This is a genomic window from Streptomyces sp. NRRL F-525, assembly GCF_000716605.1.
Classification (GTDB): domain Bacteria; phylum Actinomycetota; class Actinomycetes; order Streptomycetales; family Streptomycetaceae; genus Streptomyces.
In genome coordinates, this window is sequence record NZ_JNXE01000019.1 from 151,415 (window position 1) to 174,353 (window position 22,939).

At 72.9% G+C, this 22,939-nt stretch carries 21 protein-coding genes and 1 tRNA gene; 2 read left to right on the forward strand and 20 right to left on the reverse strand.

Going from position 1 to position 22,939, the window contains the following annotated elements; genetic code table 11:
• Positions 1 to 247 precede the first annotated feature (247 nt).
• The 19 genes from OO69_RS26740 to OO69_RS26825 form a co-directional block, all read right to left on the reverse strand.
• Positions 248 to 1,066 (reverse strand): AfsR/SARP family transcriptional regulator, encoded by an 819-nt coding sequence (locus OO69_RS26740; RefSeq protein WP_078652569.1) that lies wholly within the window; start codon positions 1,064 to 1,066, stop codon positions 248 to 250.
• A gap of 161 nt (positions 1,067 to 1,227) precedes the next feature.
• The gene (locus tag OO69_RS26745; RefSeq protein WP_033283328.1) at positions 1,228 to 3,039 is read right to left on the reverse strand and encodes a collagen-like protein; all 1,812 of its coding nucleotides are present in this window, start codon (positions 3,037 to 3,039) and stop codon (positions 1,228 to 1,230) included.
• A 40-nt stretch (positions 3,040 to 3,079) separates the two neighbouring features.
• Positions 3,080 to 6,511 (reverse strand): hypothetical protein, encoded by a 3,432-nt coding sequence (locus tag OO69_RS26750; protein ID WP_033283329.1) that lies wholly within the window; start codon positions 6,509 to 6,511, stop codon positions 3,080 to 3,082.
• A 9-nt stretch (positions 6,512 to 6,520) separates the two neighbouring features.
• Positions 6,521 to 7,156, reverse strand: coding sequence for a hypothetical protein (locus tag OO69_RS26755; RefSeq protein WP_033283330.1), 636 nt, complete (start codon positions 7,154 to 7,156; stop codon positions 6,521 to 6,523).
• Positions 7,157 to 7,172: 16 nt separating this feature from the next.
• Complete coding sequence (locus tag OO69_RS26760) at positions 7,173 to 7,817, reverse strand: hypothetical protein (RefSeq protein WP_033283331.1); 645 nt, start codon at positions 7,815 to 7,817, stop codon at positions 7,173 to 7,175.
• Between the two features lie 8 nt (positions 7,818 to 7,825).
• Positions 7,826 to 8,437 (reverse strand): hypothetical protein, encoded by a 612-nt coding sequence (locus OO69_RS26765; RefSeq protein WP_033283332.1) that lies wholly within the window; start codon positions 8,435 to 8,437, stop codon positions 7,826 to 7,828.
• The gene (locus OO69_RS26770) at positions 8,430 to 11,660 is read right to left on the reverse strand and encodes a LamG-like jellyroll fold domain-containing protein (protein WP_033283333.1); all 3,231 of its coding nucleotides are present in this window, start codon (positions 11,658 to 11,660) and stop codon (positions 8,430 to 8,432) included. Before OO69_RS26770 ends, OO69_RS26765 begins: the two co-directional genes overlap by 8 nt.
• The gene (locus OO69_RS26775; RefSeq protein WP_234444532.1) at positions 11,657 to 12,982 is read right to left on the reverse strand and encodes a baseplate J/gp47 family protein; all 1,326 of its coding nucleotides are present in this window, start codon (positions 12,980 to 12,982) and stop codon (positions 11,657 to 11,659) included. Before OO69_RS26775 ends, OO69_RS26770 begins: the two co-directional genes overlap by 4 nt.
• Positions 12,979 to 13,428 carry a hypothetical protein gene (locus OO69_RS26780; RefSeq protein WP_033283334.1) on the reverse strand — a complete coding sequence of 150 codons (450 nt, stop codon included), beginning with the start codon at positions 13,426 to 13,428 and terminating at the stop codon, positions 12,979 to 12,981. The genes OO69_RS26775 and OO69_RS26780 overlap by 4 nt, the downstream gene beginning before the upstream one ends.
• Complete coding sequence (locus OO69_RS26785) at positions 13,425 to 13,739, reverse strand: hypothetical protein (protein WP_033283335.1); 315 nt, start codon at positions 13,737 to 13,739, stop codon at positions 13,425 to 13,427. Before OO69_RS26785 ends, OO69_RS26780 begins: the two co-directional genes overlap by 4 nt.
• Positions 13,739 to 15,382, reverse strand: coding sequence for a hypothetical protein (locus OO69_RS26790; protein ID WP_033283336.1), 1,644 nt, complete (start codon positions 15,380 to 15,382; stop codon positions 13,739 to 13,741). Before OO69_RS26790 ends, OO69_RS26785 begins: the two co-directional genes overlap by 1 nt.
• Positions 15,383 to 15,416: 34 nt before the next feature.
• Entirely contained in the window at positions 15,417 to 15,785 is a 369-nt protein-coding gene (locus tag OO69_RS26795; protein WP_033283337.1) for a hypothetical protein, read from the reverse strand.
• Between the two features lie 38 nt (positions 15,786 to 15,823).
• Positions 15,824 to 16,333 (reverse strand): hypothetical protein, encoded by a 510-nt coding sequence (locus OO69_RS26800; protein WP_033283338.1) that lies wholly within the window; start codon positions 16,331 to 16,333, stop codon positions 15,824 to 15,826.
• Between the two features lie 24 nt (positions 16,334 to 16,357).
• Positions 16,358 to 16,672, reverse strand: a complete 315-nt coding sequence (locus OO69_RS51405) for a hypothetical protein (RefSeq protein WP_033283339.1) — start codon at positions 16,670 to 16,672, stop codon at positions 16,358 to 16,360.
• A gap of 3 nt (positions 16,673 to 16,675) precedes the next feature.
• Entirely contained in the window at positions 16,676 to 17,068 is a 393-nt protein-coding gene (locus tag OO69_RS26810) for a hypothetical protein (RefSeq protein WP_033283340.1), read from the reverse strand.
• Positions 17,069 to 17,110: 42 nt separating this feature from the next.
• Positions 17,111 to 18,277 carry a hypothetical protein gene (locus OO69_RS26815; RefSeq protein ID WP_033283341.1) on the reverse strand — a complete coding sequence of 389 codons (1,167 nt, stop codon included), beginning with the start codon at positions 18,275 to 18,277 and terminating at the stop codon, positions 17,111 to 17,113.
• A complete protein-coding gene (locus tag OO69_RS53565) occupies positions 18,252 to 18,377 on the reverse strand; it encodes a hypothetical protein (RefSeq protein ID WP_267885210.1) in 126 nt (41 codons plus the stop codon). The genes OO69_RS26815 and OO69_RS53565 overlap by 26 nt, the downstream gene beginning before the upstream one ends.
• A gap of 9 nt (positions 18,378 to 18,386) precedes the next feature.
• Positions 18,387 to 19,211 carry a hypothetical protein gene (locus OO69_RS26820; protein ID WP_033283342.1) on the reverse strand — a complete coding sequence of 275 codons (825 nt, stop codon included), beginning with the start codon at positions 19,209 to 19,211 and terminating at the stop codon, positions 18,387 to 18,389.
• A 323-nt stretch (positions 19,212 to 19,534) separates the two neighbouring features.
• A tRNA-Pro gene (locus OO69_RS26825) sits at positions 19,535 to 19,608 on the reverse strand.
• Between the two features lie 163 nt (positions 19,609 to 19,771).
• Between OO69_RS26825 and OO69_RS26830 the strand changes: the two genes are divergently transcribed.
• Together OO69_RS26830 and OO69_RS26835 are read left to right on the forward strand one after the other, a co-directional pair.
• Positions 19,772 to 20,482 carry a transketolase gene (locus OO69_RS26830; RefSeq protein ID WP_033283343.1) on the forward strand — a complete coding sequence of 237 codons (711 nt, stop codon included), beginning with the start codon at positions 19,772 to 19,774 and terminating at the stop codon, positions 20,480 to 20,482.
• Positions 20,483 to 20,528: 46 nt separating this feature from the next.
• Complete coding sequence (locus tag OO69_RS26835) at positions 20,529 to 21,455, forward strand: transketolase family protein (protein WP_033283344.1); 927 nt, start codon at positions 20,529 to 20,531, stop codon at positions 21,453 to 21,455.
• Positions 21,456 to 21,490: 35 nt separating this feature from the next.
• On the opposite strand, the gene OO69_RS26840 is transcribed toward OO69_RS26835, so the two are convergent.
• Positions 21,491 to 22,849: an MFS transporter gene (locus OO69_RS26840; RefSeq protein ID WP_420707908.1), complete on the reverse strand. Its 1,359-nt coding sequence runs from the start codon at positions 22,847 to 22,849 to the stop codon at positions 21,491 to 21,493.
• Positions 22,850 to 22,939 lie beyond the last annotated feature (90 nt).

Below are 22,939 nucleotides of genomic sequence, written 5' to 3' on the forward strand. Positions count from 1 at the left end.
CCCCTTTCGGGTCGTCGTACGGCGTGGGTGGTGGCCGGTTCCGGTCGGCGGCCCGGGTGCCGGAACCGGCCGGCCTCCGCCCGATGGCCGAAGGCCGACCCGTCCGGTCCGGCGGCGGTCCGCCGTCGCGCCCGGCACCCGTCGGTTCATCACGGGCTTCTACGGTCGTGAGCTTTCGCTCGTGGGAACCATGGCAGGCACCCTGTGACCGGGACGTCACCGCCGTATCAACGCGGGCTTGGCCCGGTCATTCCGGGCGGTCGTGCCGTTCGGGTGTCGCGGCCGAGGGCGACGGGGGCCGGGCGGCGCCTTCGGCGCGGTACGGGATCAGGCCGGCGAGGCGTGCCGAGGGTTCGATGCCCAACTCGGCGCGGAGCAGCCGCCGAAAGGCCTCGTAGTGCCGGATCGCCTCCACGACGTTGCTCTCGGCCAGATGCACGGTCACCACCGCGCAGTGGGCGCTCTCGCGGAGGGGCTCGATCGCGACGCAGGTGAGGGCGGCCTCCAGCGCGAGGGCGTAGCAGCCGCGCCGGGTGTGCCGGGCGCTCAGCGATTCGAGTGCGTGCAGGCGGAGTTGGCGCAGCCGCTCGCGCTCGGAGCAGATCCACTCCTCGTCCCATCCGGGGAGCAGTTCGCCTCGCGCCAGCAGGCCGGGCGGAGGCAGTGGGTCGCCCGGATCGTGCGCGGAGCAGGTCAGGCTCAGGGCGGCCCGGGTGAAGTCGTCGACGTCGACGGACACGCCGTCCGCGAGATACAGGGTGTCGCCGTCGCTGCCGACCGCCGGGTACGGCACCCGGCGCAGCCGCCAGAGCGTCGTACGGAGGCTGCCCTGCGCGTGCTCCTCGGTGACGTCGGGCCACAGGGTCCCGGCGACCACCGAGCGGGGCGCGCGCTTGTGCAGTCCGAGATAGGCCAGCAGCCGCTGCTCGTTGGCCGGGACGGCGATGCCGCCCTCGGTGCCCTCCAGCCTGAAGGCGCCGAACAGACGCAGTCCGGCGAGCCCCGGGGGCTGTTCCGTCGCGTCTTCGTGTCTTCGTGGTTCCGCGGTCAGTTCGTTCCAGGCCATCGCCGTCCCCGTTTCCCCGTGTGGCGACCGCCGGTTGAGCGGCCCCGTGTGCTCAGGCCGCCGTTCGCGCGGGTCTGAGACGACCAGCGTGGCGAGGTGGGACAGGGTCTGTCATATGCCGTTCCGCTCATCGGACCGGATCTGGGCGGCCGCCCAGAGGGTCACGGGCTCGGCGGCACGTTGGGGTACGGGAGGGTGAGGAGGTCGCCGGGAGACAGGCCGAGGTCGTAGAAGAGTTCACGGTGGATGACCCAGGCGACGGTGTTCCGTGTGGTCTGGTCGAGGAGCGGGATCCGGTCGACCGCCGTGAGCATCGCGGCGTACAGCTGCGCGGTGCTCACCCGGGTGTCGCCGGCCCTGCGCCGTGCGATCGCCCAGTCCTTCCAGTGCTGGTCGAACGCCGCGTGGACCCCGGCGGGGAGCAGCACGGTGAGGGCGTCCCGGCGGCTGTAGCCGGGCACGTCCCGCAGGAAGGAGCTCGGGCCGGCGTGCGCCGACTGGACCTGCGCGCCCGACACCCCGTACGCGCCCCGGACCGCCGGCGCGTCCGCGTGCCGCTGCACCGCGAGATCCGCCGTGCCCGGCGCGCCCCGGGGACCGGTCAGCCCCGCCGCCCGCGCGTCGGCCACGGCGGCCGCCGGGCCGGTGCCGCTCGGTGCCGCCGCCGACAGGTGGGCCAGCTCGTCGCCGATCCGCGCGAACACCTCGTCGGTGGTGAGGGTGGGCTCGGTGAGGTCGAACCGGCGTAGCGCGGGCGTTGTGGGCACGGGTTCCGGAGCGGGGGTCGACGGCCGGGGTGGTGCGGGTGACGGGCTGGGCCCGGGTTCCGGAGCCGGAGCCGGCGGCCGGGGTGATGCCGGCGACGGGCTGGACGCGGTCTCGGCGCGAACCGGCGAGGAGGCCCCCACTCTGGGCGCCGGTACGGCCTCGTCGACGCCGGCCATCGCCCGGCCCAGACCGAAGCGGACCGCCAGCGCCCGGGTCGACGCGAGGATGCCGCTCGGCGGAGCGGGACGGGGCGCCTCGGCCGCGGCGCCGGGCGGTGCCTCGGGGGCGACGGGTTCGGCGGGCCCGACAGGCTCGGCCCGCCCTGCGGGTTCGGCAGGACCGACAGGTTGGGCAGGACCGACGGGTTCGGCAGGACCGACCGGGCGAGCAGGACCGGCAGGTTCGGCACGACCCGCAAGGCGGACAGGACCGGCAGGACCCGCAGGGCGAGCAGGACCGGCAGCGCGAGGCCCCGGTGCCGCGGGAACCCCGCCGGTCGCCGGGGATCTCACCGGTCCCCCGGGATAGGTGGCCGCCGCCAGTGCGGAGAAGACGACCGGGTCGATCCAGGTCCGCCTGAACCCCAGGGCCTTCGCCTCCTCGACGGCCTGGGCGTCCACCTGCTCCAGCGTGATCGGCCTGCCCAGCGTCTCCTGGGCCTCGATCCAGACGTGGACCTGGTCCTTCGCGGAGAGCATGTACCGGCAGACGTCCCGCTCGTCGGCGGCCGCCCGGTACTCGGGCCCGAGCGCGTCCCGGTGCCCCAGTTCGAACCGGTCCGTGCCGCGCGCGTAGGCGGACGCGTCCTTGCGCCAGACGTTCAGCCTGACCTCTTCGAAACGGCTCTCGGCACGGTTGCGACGTACCACCCAGTACTTCTGCCAGACGCCGTACATCTCGCGGGCCGTGAGCGTGTTGTGCGGGTTCGCCGGATCGCGCGGCGACGGGGAGGCCACCGGTATGCCGACCTTCTCGCCGGCGTTGTCGTAACTCGGCACCGCGTGCAGGCCGCGGTCGTCCCCGGCGGCGCGCTCGCGGGGCCGGGGGCGGTGGCGCGTCGGCGGTGGCGGTATCTGTCCGGGCGTCGAGTCGCGCACCGCGCGGCGTACCGCCGCCAGGACCGTGGCGCTCAGCCCCTGGCCGTCCTGGGCCGACAGGCCCTCCGGCAGTGTGATGTCGGTGGGCAGGTGGTAGCGCCGTCGCATGGCCTTCGACCTCCGGGTGGGCGGGGCATCGGTTCGCTGTTCATGGGATCCGCACTCCGGCGCGCAGGCGGTAGACCGCGCTGGTGTCGTCGGCGGTGATCTCGAAGACGATGTCCGGGTGGAGTGCGCTGAGCCGGCTCAGCACTCCCGCCCGGGGGCCGCCTGCCAGCCCCGCCGCGCAGATCGAGCAGACCTCCTGGTCGACGCGGATGTGCACGGTCCTTCCGTGCGCGGCTTCCCGCTCGGCGGCCGTGAGGCGGGACAGGCGTGCGTCCAGCTGCTGGCCGAGCGCCTGCTCCGCGTGGCCGTGCGCCTGCGGGACGACGACGCCCTCCGGCGGCCTGATGTCGTGTGCGGGGTCGTAGGTGCCCAGGGCCCGGGGCGACCCGCCGGAGAAGCGTTCGCCGCTCAGCGCGGGAATGTCCGAGCGGGCGACCGCGATCGTTCCCTCGTACCCGGCCGCCTCCTTGGCGGTCGGCGGCACGCTCTGTTCGCCCGCCCTGGTCCGGCGGATCCGCCAGCCGGCGCGCTCCGGGGCGGAGGGTTCGCGCAGGCCCGCCTCCTCCAGGCGCCGCCGCTCGGCCTCGACGGCGGCGCGTGCCTCGCCCAGGTCTTCGCGGAGCCGGTCCTGCATCGCGGGGTCGGTCGGACGCTCGGGGCGGAAGGGTCTGCGGCGTCCGCCCTGGCGCTCGTCGAGGTGTTCGGCGGCGATCGGGTCCTGGGCCTCGCGGGCGCTCAGCTGCTCGTCGCTCGCGGTCTCGTACCAGTTGCGCGCCCGTCCTGCCTCCGGCTCCTTCGCGGCGGCCTCGTCGAGTTCCTGCCGGTTCCGCCAACGGGGCGGGGCCTCGCCGCCGGTCCTCAACTCGCCGGACGGGGGGCCGACTTGACCGCCGACGGACTCGGCCGCGGTCTGCCCGGGTGCCGGACGGCGCCAGGCCCGCATCTCCGTCAGGACCTCCTCGAACGCGCCGTCGCCGGCGGCCCGTCGGGCGGCGAGCCGGTCGACGAACCCCATGAGGGTGGCCTCGTCCATCCCGCGCTTCGTGCCGAGGTCGGCGACCTCCCGCACACGCCGGAAGGCGAGTTCGAGTTCGGCGCGCTCGGCGCCGGTCAGACCCGTCACATCGCCCAGGAGTGCCAACAGCCGGGCGTCCTTGCGGAGTTGGGTGAACCTTCGCGCGCCGGTCCTGACCGCGTAGTACAGGCCCTTGAGCAGCGCGGTCGGGTCCCCTCCCGTGAAGGCCCGGCCAAGGGCCTGGCCGAACGCCCGCTTGAGGTCGAGTGCCGCCGCGGCGTGTGCCCGGAGCGCGGCCCTCACCTCGGGTCGCAGTCCCTCGACCGCGTCGATCCGTTCGGTGAGCGTCCTGAGCCGGGCCGCGGCGGTCTCGGCGTCCGTGGCGGCGGCGAACTCGCGCAGCGGCGCCTCCAGCGCGGCCATTCCCTTCGCCGACCGCGCCATCAGCGCGGCCACCGTGCTGTTGAGGTCTAGCGCCGCCGCCGCGACGGCGATCGAGACCCAGACGAGCGACGGCTCCTGGTCGACGAAGGACAGCCGGTACTCGACGGCCTGCTGCCGGTACTCCTCGATCGCCTCCACGGCCTGGTAGGTGCTCAGTGCCGTGTTCGCGAGCAGCGCCGCCGCGGCGACCCAGCCGCCGCCGGGCACGAGTGCCGCGAGGACCAGGGCGAGGATGCCGAGGACGACGGCCGAGAAGAGGTGCGCGGACGGCCTGTGGTCGCGGATGATCCAGGCGTAGATGGTGTCGTCCTGCACCCCCTGGTGTATCCGCGCCGCCTCGATGAGCTTCGGTTCGCTGAAGACGCGCTCGGGGTCCTGCTCGAACTCCGCCCGGGCCTTCGCCGTGTCCGCCAGCCGCTTCTGGACGAGGTCGAGCAGATAGCGCTGGGCGGCCTGCGCGTCGAGTCCGGTGAGTCTCCTGCGGTCGGTGTCCCGGCCGAGCCGCTTGGGGTCCACGAGCGGGTCGCCGCCGGAGCCGGTCACCACCGCCCGTTCGGCCGAGGCCCAGGAGGCGTCGGATTCCACGAGGAGGCGGTCGGCGGCTTCCGCGTTGGCCTTCAGCTGCTGGACGGGCAGTGCCTCGGCACTCTGCTCCAGCAGGTTCTCGGCGAGCGACCGCTGCGCGGCGGCGTTCGCGTAGTCGCCGGCCGCCGTCGTCCTGGCGATGCCGGCGAGCATCCTCTCGACGGTGCGGATGTCCTGGAGCCTGACTCCTTCCTCGTGGAGGGTGTGGTCGTAGTGGGCGAGGATGTCGGTGCCGAGGGTGGCCGCCTCGTTCCGGAAGCGGATCCGGTAGGCCTCCATCGCGTCGAGGAACGCCCGCTCGTGCGGGAACCGGTGGCGTGCCAGCGCGGCCGTCAACCGGGCCTCGGCGTCGATCAGTTCGCCCACGAGGGCGGCGCCCTCGACGGAGGAGGCGGCCTCGTCGGCGTACGCGGTGCTCGCTCTCAGCTCGTTCCTCCGGGCCCACAGGAGGTACAGGTCCTCGCATCCGAAGAGCGTGCTCGCCGCCTCGTCGGTGTGGCGGGCGTCCGACCCGTGTTTCCGCTCGGCTTCCAGGTACCGGTCCACGGAGGCGTCCAGTGCGGCCCAGTCGTCCGTCGTCGAGTCGACCCGGGCCAGGTAGTCCCTGCGCTGGGCCTCGGTCAGGCCGGTCAGCTTCCGCGCGAGGCGGAGGACGGTCCCGTAGTCCTTCGGGGTCAACGGCCGGCCGCCGGCGAAGAGGATCTTCCTGACGTCGTCGGGCAGGGCGCCGATGTCCCGGCGCAGGCCGTGCTCGTGCAGGACGTCGGCGCGGGCCGCGAGCCAGCGGGCCCGCAGGAGTTCGTCGTCGGGGCCGGTGCCCAGCTTCGCGTCGGGCGCGAGAGCGTTGTCCCGGCGGAACCGGTCGTCCGCCGCCGCGTTGATCTCGGCCCGCTCCGCCCCGGACAGCCGGTCCAGCGCGGTCTGCGTGACGTCGGTGACGTGCAGTTCGATGAATCCCCGGTCGGCGTCCTCGACGGTCGCCGACCGTCCGCGCGGGTTCTGCCAGTGCCACAGGGGCAGCCGCCGGTCCACCTCCGCCTCGTCGGTGGCCCGGTAGTACTGCCGGACGAACTCACGCAGCAGCTCCGGCGGTGACATCACGCCTTTCACCCGCAGCCGGAACGGCCGCGCCCGCCGCCGGGCCGGGGTCCGCGCGCTCCCGCGCACCGGGACCGCGACCGGGTGGCCGTTGTCGTCGTAGGAGGGAACGGCGTATCCCCCGGCACCGTCCCGGCCCGGTTCGTACGCGTCCCGGACCTCGACCGGCGTGGCCCCTTGGTGACCGTGCCGGTCGGCCAGCAGGCGTTCGGCCTCGGTCAGCCGGGCCGCGACCGCGCGGGTCAACGCCCGCCCTGCCGCCTCCAGTTGGCCGTCGGTGGGCACCCCTACGATCCGCAGGGTGATCGGGACGTGGCACGCGATCCGCATGGCGCCGGCTCAGCTCGCGGTGTAGGCGAGCTGGACGGTGGACAGGCCCGTGCCGCCGGCCACCTGGATGGCCGACGCCGTGGCCACGACGCAGTAGCGGTACGTCCGGGGATCGACAGCGGCGAACGAGGCGTCGACGGGCACGGTGAGGTCGTACGGGTTGGTGATGGCCGAGGTCGCGGTGCCGATCTCGGCCAGCTTGTCGGGAGCGGCGCTCGCGTTGGCCAGCGGCGCCCTGGTCAGGGCGATGCTGAAGGCGGCCGGAGCGCCGGACCACAGGCCGACGGCACGGAACGAGACCAGCCTGATGTCCGCCGGCAGGCTGAGCCCCATCACCGCGACGCTGGCGGATCCGCCGACGGACGGGAACGCCGCCCCGGTCTCGTCGTAGAGCCATCCGTCGCCCGCTCCCGGCAGGGAGACGAGGTCGAGGCCGGGGGTGAGCAGTTGCTGGCCGGTCGGCGTGCCGACGGGCTGGGCGAGCGCGGTGTCGATCTCGGTGACCACGGCGGCCGCCTGGTGGAGGTCGCTCGCGATGGCGTCGAACCGCACGTTGAAGCCGTTCGGGCCGTCGGCGGTGATGCGGCTGACGTTGTCGATCCAGTCGGTGGGCTTGAACGTGGGGGTGTAGCTGAGGTCGGTCACAGGTGTCCCTTCCCGGTCAGGACGGCGGGGCGAAGGTGAGATGGACGGCCTCGATGGACATGCCGCCGAAGAGGACGGTCTGGAAGGTCGCGGTGAGGACGTAGCGGAAGACGCCGGTGTCGATCAGGGCGCGGGGCGCCGAGACCGGTATCTGGAGGTCGAAGGGTCCGACGGACACGAAGTCGTCGTCGACCGCCAGCGGTTCGGGGGCCGGCGGTGGGACGACGAGCCGGAGCGGTGTGCGGGCCAGTGCGATGCTGCCCGCGACACCGTGGGAGGAGCCTCTCGTCATGTCGCCCACGACCCGCACCGCCGTCAGCCGGAGCCCGTGCGGCAGGGTGAGGTTGGCGATCCCGGTCATGGCGAGGGAGTTGGCGTGGGCCACGCCGTTCCTGTCGTAGCTCCACTGGCCCCCCGACAGCAGACCGGTGGGGCGCAGGGTCGGTGTGAAGCTGAGCCGCTGTGCTTGCGGGGGCGGTGCCGCGTTGGACGCGTCGATCGCCGCGCCGATGTCCTCGACGGCGGTGGACAGCCCGGCCAGGTCGCTCGCGATCGCGTTGAAGCGCACGTTGAACCCGTTCGGGCCGGCTGCCTCCACCCGGTCCTTGCGGTCCTCCCAGGGGACATGGTGGAACGTCGGGGTGTAGCTGAGGTCGGCCACGATGTCTCCTAGCTGCTCGTGTAGGCGATCTGGAAGGCGGCGAGGGCCACCGTGGTGCCACCACCACTGATGAAGGAGGCCTGGATGATGTAGCGGTAGGTCGCGGTCTGGGTCACGGCCAGCGTCGGATCCACGTCCATGGACCTGTCGAACGGGTCCGTGTCGCCGCCGACCGACGCCAGTACCTCCGGAGTGCCGCCGGGGATCTTGACCCGGGACAGGGAGATGCCCAGCTCCACCACGTTGGGGCCGGCCTGGCCCATCGTGCGGAACGACGTCAGGCGGGCGTTGTCGGGGAGCGTCACCTCCATCTGTCCGTAAAAGACGTCGTCGCCCGACGCCGTGGCCGCACCGCTGGCGGTGATTGTCCAGGGGAGGGCGCCGTCGGCCCCCTGCAGCAGGGGCGCCAGGGTGAGCACATGCCCGGCCGGCCCGGTGCCGCGCCGGTCGACGGCGTCGTCGATCTGGCCGACGACGCTGGACAGTTGACGCAGGTCGCTCTCGATGGCGGCGAACCGGGCGTTGAATCCGTTGGGTTCGTCGGCCCTGACCCGGTCGCCGTCGGGGCCGTCCACGAACTCCTGGTGGACGAAGGTGGGTTGGAACACGATGTCAGCCATCGGCGGGCCTCCTGGCTCGGGGCGGCAGCGGGCCGCGGACACGGAACCTCGGGTAGGTGTAGTCCGGGTTGGCCTGCGAGAGGTCACCCTGGAGTTCGACCACATGGGCGCGGAGCGCGGCGGTGTTGACCTCCACACCGACCGGGTGCAGCACGTTGAGGGCGTTCATGATCAGGTCGTGCTGGTCCTTGGTGATGACCGTCGCGGGGGTGTCCAGCTCCGGCCGCAGCCGGACCTGGAAGGTGTACGGGACCGCCCGCCCGTCGATCAGGTAGCTCGCCTGCACCCAGGCCGTGCCCGCCGAGTCGGCCCGCAGGGTGACGGTCTGCCGGGTGCTGGACGCCACGGTGATCGCGGCGTCGTCGTACGTCCCCGAGGCCCAGCCCAGGCGTGGTCCCTCGCCGGGGAACTGGCCGACGAGCCCGGCGGCGGCGAGGACGGCGGGTGACGGGGTGGCGGTGAGGTCCATGGTGGCGCCCTCGTCCAGCTCGATGACGGCGCCCTGCTCGACGTCGGCGGGCCCGCGCACCTCGACGAGCTGTCCGGGGGCCTGGCGCACCTCCAACTCGTCGCCGCCGCGCCGGAGATACCCGAAGCCGACCGCGAACGCGGGCCCGGCCAGCGCACCGGCGTCCAGGGAGCTGTGCCGCAGGACGAGTCGGCGTCCCGCTGCGGCGGCCGGGTCGGGAGGGTCGCCGGTGCTGTCGAAGCCGGCGGTCACCGTGAGCCGTCCGGTGACCGAGCGGCGCTCCAGTTCGGCGAGCAGGGCGTCCAGGAGTTCGGCCACGGCGGGCTGCATCAGATGGGCGCCGTCGCCCCCGTAGTCGACCCGGGCGTCTTCGTGGTGGACCAGGAACGCCGGGTCGAAGTAGGTTCCCGGGCGCTCCACGCTCGACGCGGGCACGCCGAGGCTTCCGTCCGCGGCGATGGCGGCGCCGTCGTCCAGGCCCGTCAGTCCGACCCGCAGGGTGCGGGTCGCCGAGGCCGAGACCGTGTGTCTGCCCCGGGCCACGTCGGCCTTGACGATCAGCTGCCCGGGGGCCGTGGCGGTGAGAGCCGCGGTCCGGTGCCGGGACCCGGCCCCGCTCTCCGGCGTCAGCGTCGCGCGCCCTGAACCGCCAGGCACCACAAGCCAGTTGAGGAACGCGTCCGCGGGGGGCGCGGGGCGCAGCGACAGGGTCACGAGGGTGCCCGGGTCCAGGTCGGTCGGGTTCGGGGCGAGGTCGGCCGAGGTGACACCGGCTGCCGGAACGGCGGTCGGCACGACCGGGACCGGAGTGATGTCGATCCTGAAGTAGTCGCCCCGGGCGGTGGCCGCGTACACCTGGCCCGTTCCGCCCCGGTGGGTGACGTAGTCGAAGCCCGCCCGGTGGGCCAGCGCCGCGAGCCGCCCGGGCGGCACCGAGCTGTGGGAGAGGAGCACCGCCCGGCCAGTTGCCCGCAGGTCGTCCGCCAGAGGGGTGTAGGCGGCGGCGACCAGCAGCCGGCCGGGCGGTGCGGTCTCGGCACCGGCGAGGGGTATGAGCCGGTCGAGACATTCGGCGACCCCGACCTGGACCAGGTGCGGGTCGGCCGGGGCGGTCCCGGCCGGCGCCGGGGTGAAGTCCACCCCGGCGTGGTCGTAGCGGAGCAGGTAGGCCGGGTCGAAGGTGTCCTCCTGGGCGGCGGTACCCACCGCGCTCGCCTCGGTCGTACGGCGCCGTCCGGTCGCGTCGACGCTCTCGCCGGGCAGCAGGGCGTACGGCCGGATGTGCACGAGCCGGGTGCCGCGGGCCAGGGTGGCGTTCGTGTCGTCGACCACGAGCGCGTCGTGCCGCCCGCCGATCGGTCCGGCGAGCCGGTTGAGGAGGGCGGTGAGGTTCGCCGGGGTCGGCAGGGTCCAGCGGCGGAACAGTTCGAGCCGGCGGCGGTAGTGGTCGTCGTCCTCGCCGAGGGCGGGTGCGAAGCCCTCCCTCGCCGTGGAGCTGATCCGTACCTCGTCGACGACCCCGCGGAAGCCGCCGCCGGCCGCGCCGATGCGCAGCGGGGCCGTGTCCGCCACCGCGCCGAGCGGGTACAGGAACCGCCAGTCCCGCAGGCGTCCGTCGAGGAACAGCTTCACCCGGCCGCTGGCGCGGTCGAGCACCGCCGCCACGTGGGTGAACGCGTCGGTCGGCAGGCTGGTGTCCGCGAACAGCGTCACGTCGTGGTCCGGGTCGCCGTCGCCGATGGTGAACCGTACGTTGCGCGGGAGCCCGCGGCGGAAGTCGCCGACCGCCAGCTCCCAGCCCGGGCCGGGTGTGCCGGGGTCGGAGCGGCGGCTGAGCACCGGTCCGTCGTGGGCGCAGGGGTCGGGATCCGGATCGGGATCGGGGGCCGGGTCGGGGCGGACGAAGCACTCGAAGGTCGCGTCGTCCCGCTCGCCGATGTCGAACGTGGCGTCGGTGTCGGCCACGATGACCGCGTCGGCGGACCGGAAGCCCATCGCCCGCCCGTACCGGCCGGGGAGTCCGGCCTGCACCGGGCCCTGGAGCACACCGTGGTGCGCGGTCCGGCCCGGGTACACGGCGGTCGCGTCCGCCACCTGCGGGAAGTCCCCGGCGGCGTCGTCGAGGTGGTAGAGCGCCACGGTGTCGGTGTCGAAGCCGTAGGCCAGCGCGGGGAAGCGCGGTACGCCGAGGTCGGCGCCGATCAGGTCGAGGCTCAGGCCGAGGGCGGACGGCAGGTGCCGTTGGGCGAGGGTCGTGGCCGCGTGCCGCCGCAGGCTGTCGCGTTCGGCGCCGGTCACCCACAGCAGCTTGGCCGTGGTGCCGAGCAGCGCGGTCAGCGTCCAGCGGTCCTGGGGCCGGTTGTCGGACGGCGAGGTGCCCATGGTGAGCAGCAGCACCCGGGCGGTCGCGGTCACGGGCTCCGCCAGCAGGAACGAGGTCCCGGTGACGGTGCCCGCCGGTACCGTCACCGCTACGTCCACCGGCCGCGCGCCCGGCTCCTGGTAGGTGATCGTCACCGTGATGTCGGCGTCGACGTCCCGGGTCGTGGCGAGGACGTAGCGCGGCTCGGGCGGTACGCCGAAGCGGGCCTCGTGGTCGGTGAAGCCGTAACTCCCCACCGCTGCCTGTGAGCTGGTGGAGGGCAGCAGGGGCAGGTCGAGCGTGTCCGCGCCGCGGGCGAACGGTGTGGTCAGCCGGCGCGCCATCGTGGTGACGGCGAGCACGGGTGGCGGTGTGACGGCCTCGGTGGTCATCCGGTCACCACCGTCACGTCGAAGGCGTCGCCGTCGACCGTGAAGGTCGCCAGTTCGGTCGGGCCCATCACCAGGTTCTCGCCCACCGCGCCCTCCGCGAGCACCCGTTGGAACGGCACGTCGCCGAAGGTGATCCGGCCGAACGCGGCCGGCGCCCTGCGCAGGTGCAGCCCCTGGACGTCGAGCACGCCCGGCTGCTCGACGAACGCGCTGACCACCTGCGCGTACAGGACGTCGCCGCCCAGGCGCAGTGCCCCGATGTCCGTCGCCAGGCGGCGGCGCACCGCGGAGAGCAGGGCGACACCGTCCGAGCCGGGCGCGACGACGAGGGTGGCGCGGACCCCGACCTCGATGTGGTCGGCCTCGACGATGTCGGCGTGGATGCCGATCGGCCGTACGGTGTCGACCGCCGCGCCGACCCGCTCGAAGATTCCCGGCACGGAGCCGGTGGTGTGCCACGGCCAGCGGAAGTCGTGCGCCACCACGACGGTGAAGAAGTACGGCTGTCCGACGCGGCGTTCGCTGCTGAAGGCCCGCTGGTCGAAGTGGAACAGGTCGAAGTAGCTCTGCGACACGTCGACTCCGCCGAGCGGGTCGGACAGGACGACGTCGAGGACGCCGCCGACCCCCAGGGCCGCCTGTGCCACGGCCTCGACCGTCCAGAGGTTGCGGGCGATCCCGAGCAGCCGGCCGCGGTAGGCCCCGTCTCCCTCCTCGCCGGTGCCGCCGGTCGTCGCGGCGCGGTTGGTCACCTCGAACTCCGCGGCCCCGAGGTCGGTCAGGTAGACCGTCTCGTACGCCGGGTCGATGCCGGTGATCGTGCCGTCGTCGACGTCGCCGTCGGGGCCCGGCTCGAAGGCCACCACGCCGACGTCGGCGGTGGGGGTGTTCGTGTCGAGGACGACCGGTGCCACCGTGCCGAACGACCGGGCGGGACGGCCGGGTCGGGCGGCGGTCACCAGGATCGCCCCTTGGGGCAGGACGTAACTCCGGCCCTCCACCCCGTTGTTCAGCTTGACGGTGACCGTGCCGGTGCTCGCCAGCGGCGCGCGTTCCAGGCCGGTGTCCTCGCCGAGCAGGTCGAGGGCGTCACCGGACGCCGTGGAGATGAAGTTGGCGTAGTAGAGGTCCTCCAGCCGTTTCCAGAGCTCGCCGTCCTCGGCGGCGGCCGTCTCCAGGATCTTGCGCAGTGCGCTGGTACTGGTCAGGTCCGCTCCGGGGAACGCCGCTCTGGCCCGGTCGAAGGACTCGCTGAGAATCACATCGACGGGCTTGAGGACGAACCCGTCGGCAGTCACCCCGTAATCGGTCACGGTCGTCATACCTCCACGTCCACGCGCAGCGTGACCGGAATCTCGGCCACCGTCTCCAGGTCGGCCTCGACCGTCCACGCGCGGCGGACCTGTGCGGCGCGCGCCTGTGCCACGGCGCCGGGGCCGGCGGCCAGGCGTTCGGGATCGTCGTCGAAGGTGACCTGTCCGACCTCGCTGACCCGCGGGTCCGTGCCCAGCGTGCCGATCAGGTTCAGCCGCAGGAGCTGCTTGACCACGCGGGTGCCGTTCGGCTCGGTGAACGCCTGTGTGACGTCCAGGCCGTAGCCCGTGTTGAACCGGTCGGAGCCGAAGGGGGTCAGGACCCGCAGGGTCAGCGCCTGGGTCAGATTGGCGATCCCGGTCACCTCGGCCAGGTCCCCGCCGTCGAGTACGAGGTCCCCGTCGTCGACGCGCAGGCCGCGCCCGAACGGGTCCGGGGACGTCGGCGTTGTCATGTTGCCTCCAATTTCGTCTGGCCGGCCGAGACGACCCGCCAGGGCGACGCCGTCAGGGTCGGTCCCTGTGCGGTCTCCAGCGCCACCGGTTCGTTGCCGACCCGCAGGGTCGTGGCGAGGCCGGTGTCGACGGAGGCGACCGCACCGCACGGTGGTTTGTTCGGGCAGGCCGGGACGGTCGCGGTGAGCAGGTCGGCGCGGGTGAGGACGGGCAGGCCGTCCACCGTGAGCAGGTGCCCGCCGGGCACGATCAGCAGCGGTGCGCCGTGCGGGCACTGGAGCGTGGACGCGGCGGTGAGGACGGCGGCCATCACGACACCGCCACGGCGGAACCGTCGAGGTCCAGACTGACCGTGCCGTTGGTCAGCCGGATCGGCCGGCCCTGTGTGCTGATGGTGACCGCGCCGTCGGCGTCGACCGTGATGGTCGTACCGCTGTGGTGGTCGACGGTGATCGTGTCGTCGTCCGGCGGCTTGGGACGGGTGCCCACTTCGGGCAGCAGGTCCTTGCCGACCACGATGTGCAGGCCGGTCGTCTGGATGATCCGGTGACCGCCCGCGTCGGTGAGGTCGTTGGCGCCGGGGCCGGTGGGCCGGCCGTCGTCGCCGAGTGCGGTGGGCAGCGCCAGCCAGTAGTCGCCCGCCTCGTTGGCCGGACGCCGCGTGGCCGGGTCGTCCGGCCAGAGGAACCCGGCCAGTACGGCGTCGTTGACGGCGCCCCGGTTGTGGGCGAGGAGGGCGCGCATGCCGGGGTACACCGGCACGACCAGGCCCGTGCGGTCGAACGCGAACACCGAGGCGATCGGCTTCTCGTGCATGCTCGCGCCGGTGTCGACGGGGCTGGCCACGCTGGGCGCGACCACGCCGGGGGCGGGGACCTGGGCGTAGTGCAGGGACGCCAGGTGCTTGCCGGCGCCGGCGACGTACTCGGTGACCTCGCCGACGTCGACGGCCGGGTGGTCGTCGCGGGCCCGGTCCACCATGCCCCGCCAGCGGTCCACCACCACCTGGACGCCGGTGGTGACCTGGGCCCGTTCGCCGGCGGCCGCCGCGATCAGGCCGAGCTCCGCGGTGTATCCGCCGGAGGTGGTGAACCGGTGCACCACCCGCGACAACCGCAGCGTGCCGTCGGGCACCCCGGACAGTCCGGTGATCTTCGCGACCTGGCCGACGCGCAGCCGCGGATGTCCGAGCACCGCCAGGTTCACGGTGGCCCGCACCGGCGGGGACAGCTCCCCCGCGGTGTCCTCCCCGTAGGCGCTGTCCAGCCACACGATGTTGGTGCCGGGGTCGAGCGCCACCGGTGCCGTGTCCCGCGCGGCGCCGACCGCGGCACCGAGATAGACAGTGCCGTCGCGGACCACCAGGGGCGCGTCGCCCCGTTCGGCCAGGGTGCGCAGCGCGTCCAGCGTGGACCCGCTGCGCACCGTGAAGCCGCTCAGGTCTCCCGGCAGGGTCGACCCCGCCGCGACCGGCACCCCCGCCTTCTCCAGCAGGTCGAAGGCGAACAGCTGCGCGCTCGTCCCGGCCGGGCTGCCGACGGCCACCGGCTTGTTGCGCAGCAGGTAGCCGGCCTCCTCCTGCCCGTACAGCACCGTGCGCGCGTATCCGTCCTGGCCGACGGTGCCGGAGATCCTGGTGACCCGCCCCACGAGTACCCGGCCGGCGTCGCCCGTCGTGGTGGAGGGGTCGTCGAAGTAGCCGAGCCGGATGGAGACGTTGACCGCGGTCTGCGCCTGGACCGCGCGGATCCGGTCGATCACGTCCGTCGGCAGGTTGATCAGCGTGACCTCGAACGTGTCGGTGGCGGCGCCCTCCGTCATGGTGACGGTGATGTCGGCGTCGAGCACGAAGGAGCCGGCCAGCACGTCGTTGGACACGGTCAGCGGCAGTCCGAGGCCGCCGGGTGCCAGGGGCGCGGAGATCTCCACCTCGTAGCGGATGACGAAGCTCATGTCGCCACCTCCCGGCGGGAGTTCGCCCGTCCGTTCATCGCAGGGCCACCCCTCCGACGACCCGGGAGCCGAACGAGCCGGCCCCGTTGAGATTGCGCGGGTCCAGCAGCATCGTGGGGAACGTCAGGGCCAGTTCGTCCGCGTGGTACTCCACCCCCGGCGCGAGCTTGCGCCGCAGGATCGTGGTCAGGCCGGCCGGCTCCTCGCGGTCCACGGACAGCACGAGGAACGCGCGCCTCGCCGGCAGGACGAGCAGGTCGCCCGACGCGTCGTCGAGGAGGTCCTCCGCCACGTTGGCGTAGAGCCGGAACCGGTAGGAGCGGCCGGCCAGGGACAGCCGGAACGCCTGCGGAAACCCGTCGGCCGGGTCGATCGGCAGGGTGAGATAGTTCAGGGCCGCCATATCCTGCCTCCTTGGTCATGACGGGGTTCGTCGCGGACTCACAACAGGGCGCCCGGGACACGGGCGATGGGACTGGCCGCCGGCCCGGTGGGCACGGCCGCGGTACCGACGGCGAGGACCAGGTCGCCGATCTCGCCGAGCACCGCGGCCGTCAGGGCCGGTGGGATCTGCTGGAGCGTGATCGACACGTCCAGCGCGTCCCGCTTGGCCACCCCCTGGGTGAAGCGCAGATCGGTGACCTGCATGTTCAGGCTGACGGTCAGCCCCGACACCACCGGGATGCCAGCCGCCGACTCGCCCCGGGCCAGGGCGGCGACCAGCAGCCGCGAGGTGAGGGCGAGCGCTTCCAGGGCCTTCTTCTGCTCCAGCCGCTGCGGGCCGAGCAGGACGGCCTCGATGGCGATCGTCTTGTTCGTGGGCTGGGTGGCCTGGGAGAACCGGCTGCCCATGATCCGCTCGATGCGGTAGCCCTCGTTGATGGTCATGCTCTGCACGTACAGCAGCTGCACAGGGCCCACCAGCACCGGCAGGTTCACCGCGTCAGCCATCGTGTTCCTCCCCCTCCGCGCCCGTCAGATCCGGGTCGCCAGTTCCCGGTCGAGCTGGTCGAAGACGTAACCGGCCACCCGTTGGACCTCGGTGTCCGGCAGCGTCCCCACGACCTCCACCTGGACCGGGAAGTAGTAGTTGACGACCGCGGACTCGCTCTCCGGCGAGATCACGGCCTCGCTGCCGGACTGCGGGACGATGTACTCGCCCTCGTGCACCAGCGCGATCCCGGTGCGTTCCACCCGGCCGCCGACCGCGAACCCCGGTACGGGGAACACGCCCTGGCCGCCGGGACCGCCCTCGACGCCGTCCGGACCCTCGTCCGGGTCGCCGTCCACGGGTTACGCCTCGACCCCGACGGAGAGCGCGAGGCAGGTGAAGCTCGCCTGCGGGACGCCGTCGACGACCACGTTGCTGGGGTTGGCGGAGGTGACGACGCAGCGGGCGAACTTCATCGAGTTGAAGGCCCAGTCCGTCCCCTTCTTCTCGGCCACGATGATCTGGAACTCGGTTCCCTCGGTGGCCAGTTGGGTCAGGTCGGCGACGGCGGTCGCGACCGCGGGCACGCCCATGGTGAACGTGAACGTCGCGGGCTGGCGGACGAACCCGACGTTGTCCGCCTCGATGCTGTGCAGCACGGTGTGCGGCGCGTTGAAGGTCGGGGTGAACGTCGAGATGGGGGTGATGGTGGAGTCCCCGAGTTTCACTTCGAGGCGTGTGTTCCAGTCGGCCATCAGGTTGTGCCTTCCTAGTCGGACGTGGCTGGTCGGAGTTCCCTAGTCGAACTTCAGGTCGATGGAGATCCGGTGCACGGCACCCGCGTACTCGACGGAGGCCAGCACCTGGACGAGGCGCTGCACCTCGGCGGTGTGGATCCGGTTCGCCTCGTCCGGGGTGAGCGTGGCGGGGTCCTTGTCCAGGAGCACGAGGACGGGGACGACGACCTCGAAGGCGTTGAGGACGCCGGCGTCGACGAAGGGACTGAGCACCGCCTCCATCTGGGCGATCAGGGCGCGCAGGCCGGACCTGCTGATCCGCACGTTCCCGATCGAGCCGATGAGCTGCGCCTTGAGCAGGAAGGACAGGTGGTCGACGAAACGGCAGACGTCGATGTACTTCTTGGGGCTGCCGGGGTTGCCGGTGTAGCCCTCGCCCATGTAGACGCCGGTGCCGGGGATGAGCGCCGGAGTGGTCAGCCAGTTGACGCCGGCTCCCGTCGGGCCCGATCCGGAGACCTCCGGCGGTCCGTTCAGGGTGTCGATGTCGGTGGGGTTGAACGGCGGGCTCTCGATGTTCACCGGCTTCAGCAGCAGCGACACGAAGGGTTCGTAGCCCGCGATGGTGCCGGTCACGGCCACCGCCGCGTCCTCGTCGCTGTTGTGCGCGATGTAGACCATCCGCTCGTTGGGCAGGATCACCTTCGGGTCCGTGCTCCCCTTGGGCAGCATCGCGACACCCATGCGCTCCATCCCGTCGGCCCCCGTGTTGGACACGGAGGTGACGTGCGCGGAGAGCAGGCCTATCGGTCCGTCGGAAGCCTTCGAGGTGCCGTCCACCGGAGTGTTGGCGACCACGACGAGCTGGACGTTCAGTCCGGCTACGGCCGCGAGCGCGCCCTTCCAGTCCGGCGCGGTGGCGTCGACGGGGACGCCGTAGACGAGGGTCGGGCCGGGGCTCTGCTTGAACACCAGCGTGAGCGCCTCGCCGAGTTCTCCCGGGAAGGTCTCCTCCGCCTTGTCCGGGCTGGTGAACGCCACCGGCGTGGGAGCCACCGCCGCTGCCGCCTCCGCGGCGGCCGACTTCTTGGCCGAGGCGGACGCGGACGCGGGCGGGGCGGGAGCCGGGGTGGTCACGCGGCCGACGATCGCGATCGTGCCGAACGCGCGGACGGCCGGTGCGAACAGGTTGACGGTCGGGTCAACCCGGATATACCGAACGGGCATCAGGGTTCTCCTCCAGGGCGGGGCCGGTCAGGCCGGATCGGTGGCAGGTACGGGTGAGCCGGGTCCCGGGCCGGTCGGCCCGCTCCTCGGCTGCTGTCATGACGCGTCCTCACGGGGCCGGCAGGAAGAGGCTGACGACGCCTTCGGCGGCACAGAGCCGTTCGACGTCCGCCGCGGCGAGCCCGTCGGGCAGTCCGTCGGCGGCGAGGACGAGGGCCGTCGCGTAGGCCTCGGCGGCCTCGGCCGGGAGCCCGGCGGGAGGCGGGCCGGCCAGGGGCCGGGCCGCCTCCCGTACGAGCCGGGTGGCGCGCAGCCCGCCGACCAGGTCGAACGGGTCGACGACCACGGCCGCCAGGGTGACCGGCAGGGTGTGCGTGTTCGCCGGGTCGTCGGGGTCGAAGGGGGGTGGGGTGCGCAGCTGTATGTCCGCGACCACGTAGTGGAACGCGTCCTTCAGTTCCTCCACCGTGCTGATTCCGTGCTCGGCGAGGAAGGCGTCGAGATCGAAGAAGGTGAACCTCGCCCGGAACTCGTCGAAGGTGGCGAAGTCGTCGAACGCCCGGGCCACCACCGATTCCGCGCCGGCCGGGTCGATCTCGGCGACCAGCGTGACGTCGACGGTGGCGCGCAGGTCGATCCAGACCGGCCGGGTGGGCTCGGGCACGGTCAGGGTCAGTTCCGTGCGGGTGTAGGACGGTACGAGCTGCGACCACGCCCCGTCCCGCCGGCCGGCCGGGAACAGCGGCCGTTGCAGGGTGATCTCCCGCACCCGTACGCCGGTGACCGTGTCGACCCGGACGGCCGACAGGTCGTAGACCGAGGCCAGCATCGTGCGCACCCGCTGGTCACCCGGACCGTCGGTGGGCGACAGCAACGCCCCCAGAACGACAGGGTCACTCAGCGCGAGCAGCGCCCGGTCCCCGAATCCCGACATGATTCCCCCGCTGGTAGTCCGTCCCGGCGGGCTGTCGAGGCCCGTCCGGCGATGGCTACGTTGGCAGGGGGGCCGTTACGGAGGCGTCACCGCGGCGTCAGCGGAGGCGAAGTGGTGTTGCCGACCACGGCGCCGAGGGGGAAGGGAAGCACCAGCTCGCCGAAGAACTCGGCTGTGTGAAACGGCATTTGGGGACTCTGATCCAGGTGCCGCGCGCCCCGCGTTCTCTTCCCGCGGCGGCTGTCCCCGAGTCGTCCCCAAGAATGGCTGAGGGGCGGTTTCGGATTCCTCCGAAACCGCCCCTCACCAACGACTCTGCCGAGTCGGGACGACAGGATTTGAACCTGCGACCCCTTGACCCCCAGTCAAGTGCGCTACCAAGCTGCGCCACGTCCCGCTGCCCGTCTGACCTGGGGTTTCCCCTGGTTGAACGCGCATGGGAACAATACCGCACTCGCGTCGGTGATCGCGCACGCCTTCATTCGGGACGGGGAGCCTTCCGGGCGGCTCCGACCGCACCGCTTGACCTGAAGTTTGGTTGAGGTTGCACGATCGTCCGCATGACGACGACCACCACGGAACACAGCCGCCTGTACACGTACGACGACCTGCCCCGGCTCATGGGGCTGATGACCGGCGACGAGAAGCACGGCCCGGCGGCGACCTCGACGCTGGACGTGCTGTGGGTCCTCTACGACCGGGTGCTACGGGTCGGCCCGGAGCGCATGAACGACCCCGAGCGGGACCGGTTCCTGCTGTCCAAGGGGCACGGGCCGATGGCGTACTACGCGGTGCTGGCCGCGAAGGGATTCGTACCGGTGGACTGGCTCCCCGACTTCGGCTCCTACGACTCTCCGCTCGGGCACCATCCCGACCGGGTGCTGGTGCCCGGCGCCGAGATCGGCAGCGGGTCGCTGGGGCACGGGCTGCCGATCGCCGTCGGGACGGCACTGGGGCTGCGCGCCCAGAGGCGTACCGAACCGCGGGTCTGGGTCCTGGTCGGTGACGCCGAACTGGACGAGGGCAGCAACCACGAGGCCATCGCCTTCGCCGGGCCCGCCGGACTGGAACGCCTGCACACCGTCGTCGTCGACAACTCCTCCGCCAGCCACGCCCGGCCGGGCGGTATCGCCGCCCGCTTCGAGGCCGCGGGCTGGTCCGCGGTGACGGTCGACGGCCGTGATCACGAAGCGCTGTACGCGGCCTTCACCGCGCCGCACCCCGGCCGACCGCATGTGGTCGTGGCCCGGGTGGAGCCGAAGTCCGCCTGACCGTCCCTCCGCATCACCGTCCCCGGCACATCGAGAAAGGCTCTCCATGGACACCATGCGTGACCGTTTCGCCCCGGTCGTCTCCCGGCTGCTCGACGAGGACCCGCGGGTCGCGGTCGTGCTCGCCGAGATCGGCAAGGACGGCTTCGCGGACGCCCAACTCCGGTACCCGGACCGGGTGATCAACGTCGGCATCCGCGAGCAGCTCCTCGTCGGGGCGGGCGCGGGCCTCGCCCTGACCGGGATGCGCCCGGTCGTGCACACCTTCGCGAGCTTCCTCGTCGAGCGGCCCTTCGAGCAGGTCAAGCTGGACCTCGGCCACCAGGACGTCGGCGCGGTCCTGGTGAGCGCGGCGGCCTCCTTCGACTGGCCCGCCGGCGGGTTCACGCACATGGCACCGGGCGACGTGGCCCTCCTCGACACCCTGGACGGCTGGACCGTCCACGTGCCGGGCCACCCGGACGAGGCCGAGACCCTGATACGGCACGCGGTCGCCGCCGGCGACGACAAGGTGTACGTACGGCTGTCGGTCCAGTCGAACGCGGAGGCCCTCCCGGTCGACGGCGCGCGCTTCCTCACCGTCCGCCAGGGCCGCTCCGGTGTGGTCGTCGCCGTCGGGCCGATGCTCGACGCCGTCCTCGCCGCGACGGAGGGCCTCGACGTCACCGTCCTGTACGCCACGACCGTACGGCCCTTCGACGCGGACGCGTTGCGCACCGCCACGCGCGACGCCGGGGCGGACGTCGTCCTCGTCGAGCCGTATCTGGCGGGCACCTCGACAGCGGCCGCGAACGACGCACTCGCCGACATGCCCCACCGCGTGCTCGGCCTGGGCGTCGGCAAGGCCGAACTCCGGCGCTACGGCACCGTCACCGAACACCTCACCGCCCACGGCCTCGACGCGCGGACCCTGCGCGAGCGGATCGGCGGCTTTGTGGAAGGAGGCGCCGGGCGGGCGGCACCCCGGGGCTGAGGCCCCGCCTCCGCCGAGACCCCGCCGACGCGCCGTCAACTCTCTTGCGGACACGCCCGTTCACGTATCGCCGCATCGCTCACTGCACTCACCCCACTTGGACCGACGGGTATCGCGTCGGCCCGCACCAGCCCGCGTATCGCAGGCACCAGGAGCAGGGAGATCGGCACCACGAAGCTCATCGCGCCCGCGACGAGGAGCACGTGGTCGGCGCCGAAGGCCGCGGCGGCGGGGCCCGCCAAGGCCTGGCCGACCGGCATCATCGCGAGGGAGCCCGCCACGTCGTACGCGTGGATGCGGTTGAGGACGTCCGGTGGGACCTGGGTCTGGACGCTCGTCGCCCACATCACGCCCCAGAAGGACATCCCCACTCCGGCGACGGCGGCCCCGGCCGCCATGGCCGGTACGCCGAGTCCCGCTCCGACGGTCGCCGGGAATCCGGCGAAGGCGAAGAGGGCGATCGCACCGGCGCGCAGCATACGGCGGGGGCGCAGCCGCAGGGCGAGGAGTCCGCCTACGACGGTGCCCGCGCCGAGGGCCGAGTTGACCAGGCCGTAGGCGCGCGGGCCGTGCTGTTGCACCACCTCGGTCGCCACGAGCGGAACGGTCGGGCCCCACACGGCGATCATGTAGAAGCACCACACGGCGATGACTCCCCAAAGCCACGTGCGTGATCTGAACTCCCGCCAGCCCTCGACCAGATCGGCCTTGAAGGCGCCCGAACCGTGCCCGGGCTCGCGGCTGCCCGGTGCGAGCGGGGGCAGCCGGAGGAGAAGGAGGCACAGGGCGCTGACCGCGTAGGTGGCGGCGTGGGCCGCGAACACGCCGCCGGGCGAGGTGAATCCGACGAGCAGGCCTGCCACGGCCGGGCCCGCGAGCTGGGCGGCGGACTCGGCGATGCGTATGGCGCCGTTCGCGCCCTGGATGTCGGAGGCGAGTCGCGGCACCGTGCTCGCCACGCCGGGCTGGAACACCGCACCCGCCACGCCGTTGACGAAGCCGATCGCGCAGATCTCCCAGAGCACGACATGGCCGGTGAAGAAGAGCGCGGCGGCGAGGGACTGGGTGCCGAGGCGCACCAGGTCGGCGCCGATCATCAGCTTGCGGGTGCTGAACCGGTCCGCGATCACCCCGCCGAAGACCACAAGTCCCGCGAAGGCGGCGGCCGTTGAGGCCATGGCGAGGCCTACCGCGCCCGCGCCGTACCCGTGTTCCAGGAGGCCGGCGGCGAGGGCCACGGGCAGCATGGTGTCGCCGAGGCGGGCGACGGCGCGGGCCACGAAGAACAATGCGAAGTCCCGTGACCAGACGGGCCGTTCACCACCTCCGCCGCCCCGCTTCACCGCCCCCGCAACCGCACCGGCACCCCCACCAGCACCCTTTCCGGCAACGATGTCATCGCCGACGCCATCGGCTCCGCCCGACTCCGCCTCCGGCCCGCTCCCCGTCCCAGCAGTCATCCCCCACCGCTCCCTCCCCCGACC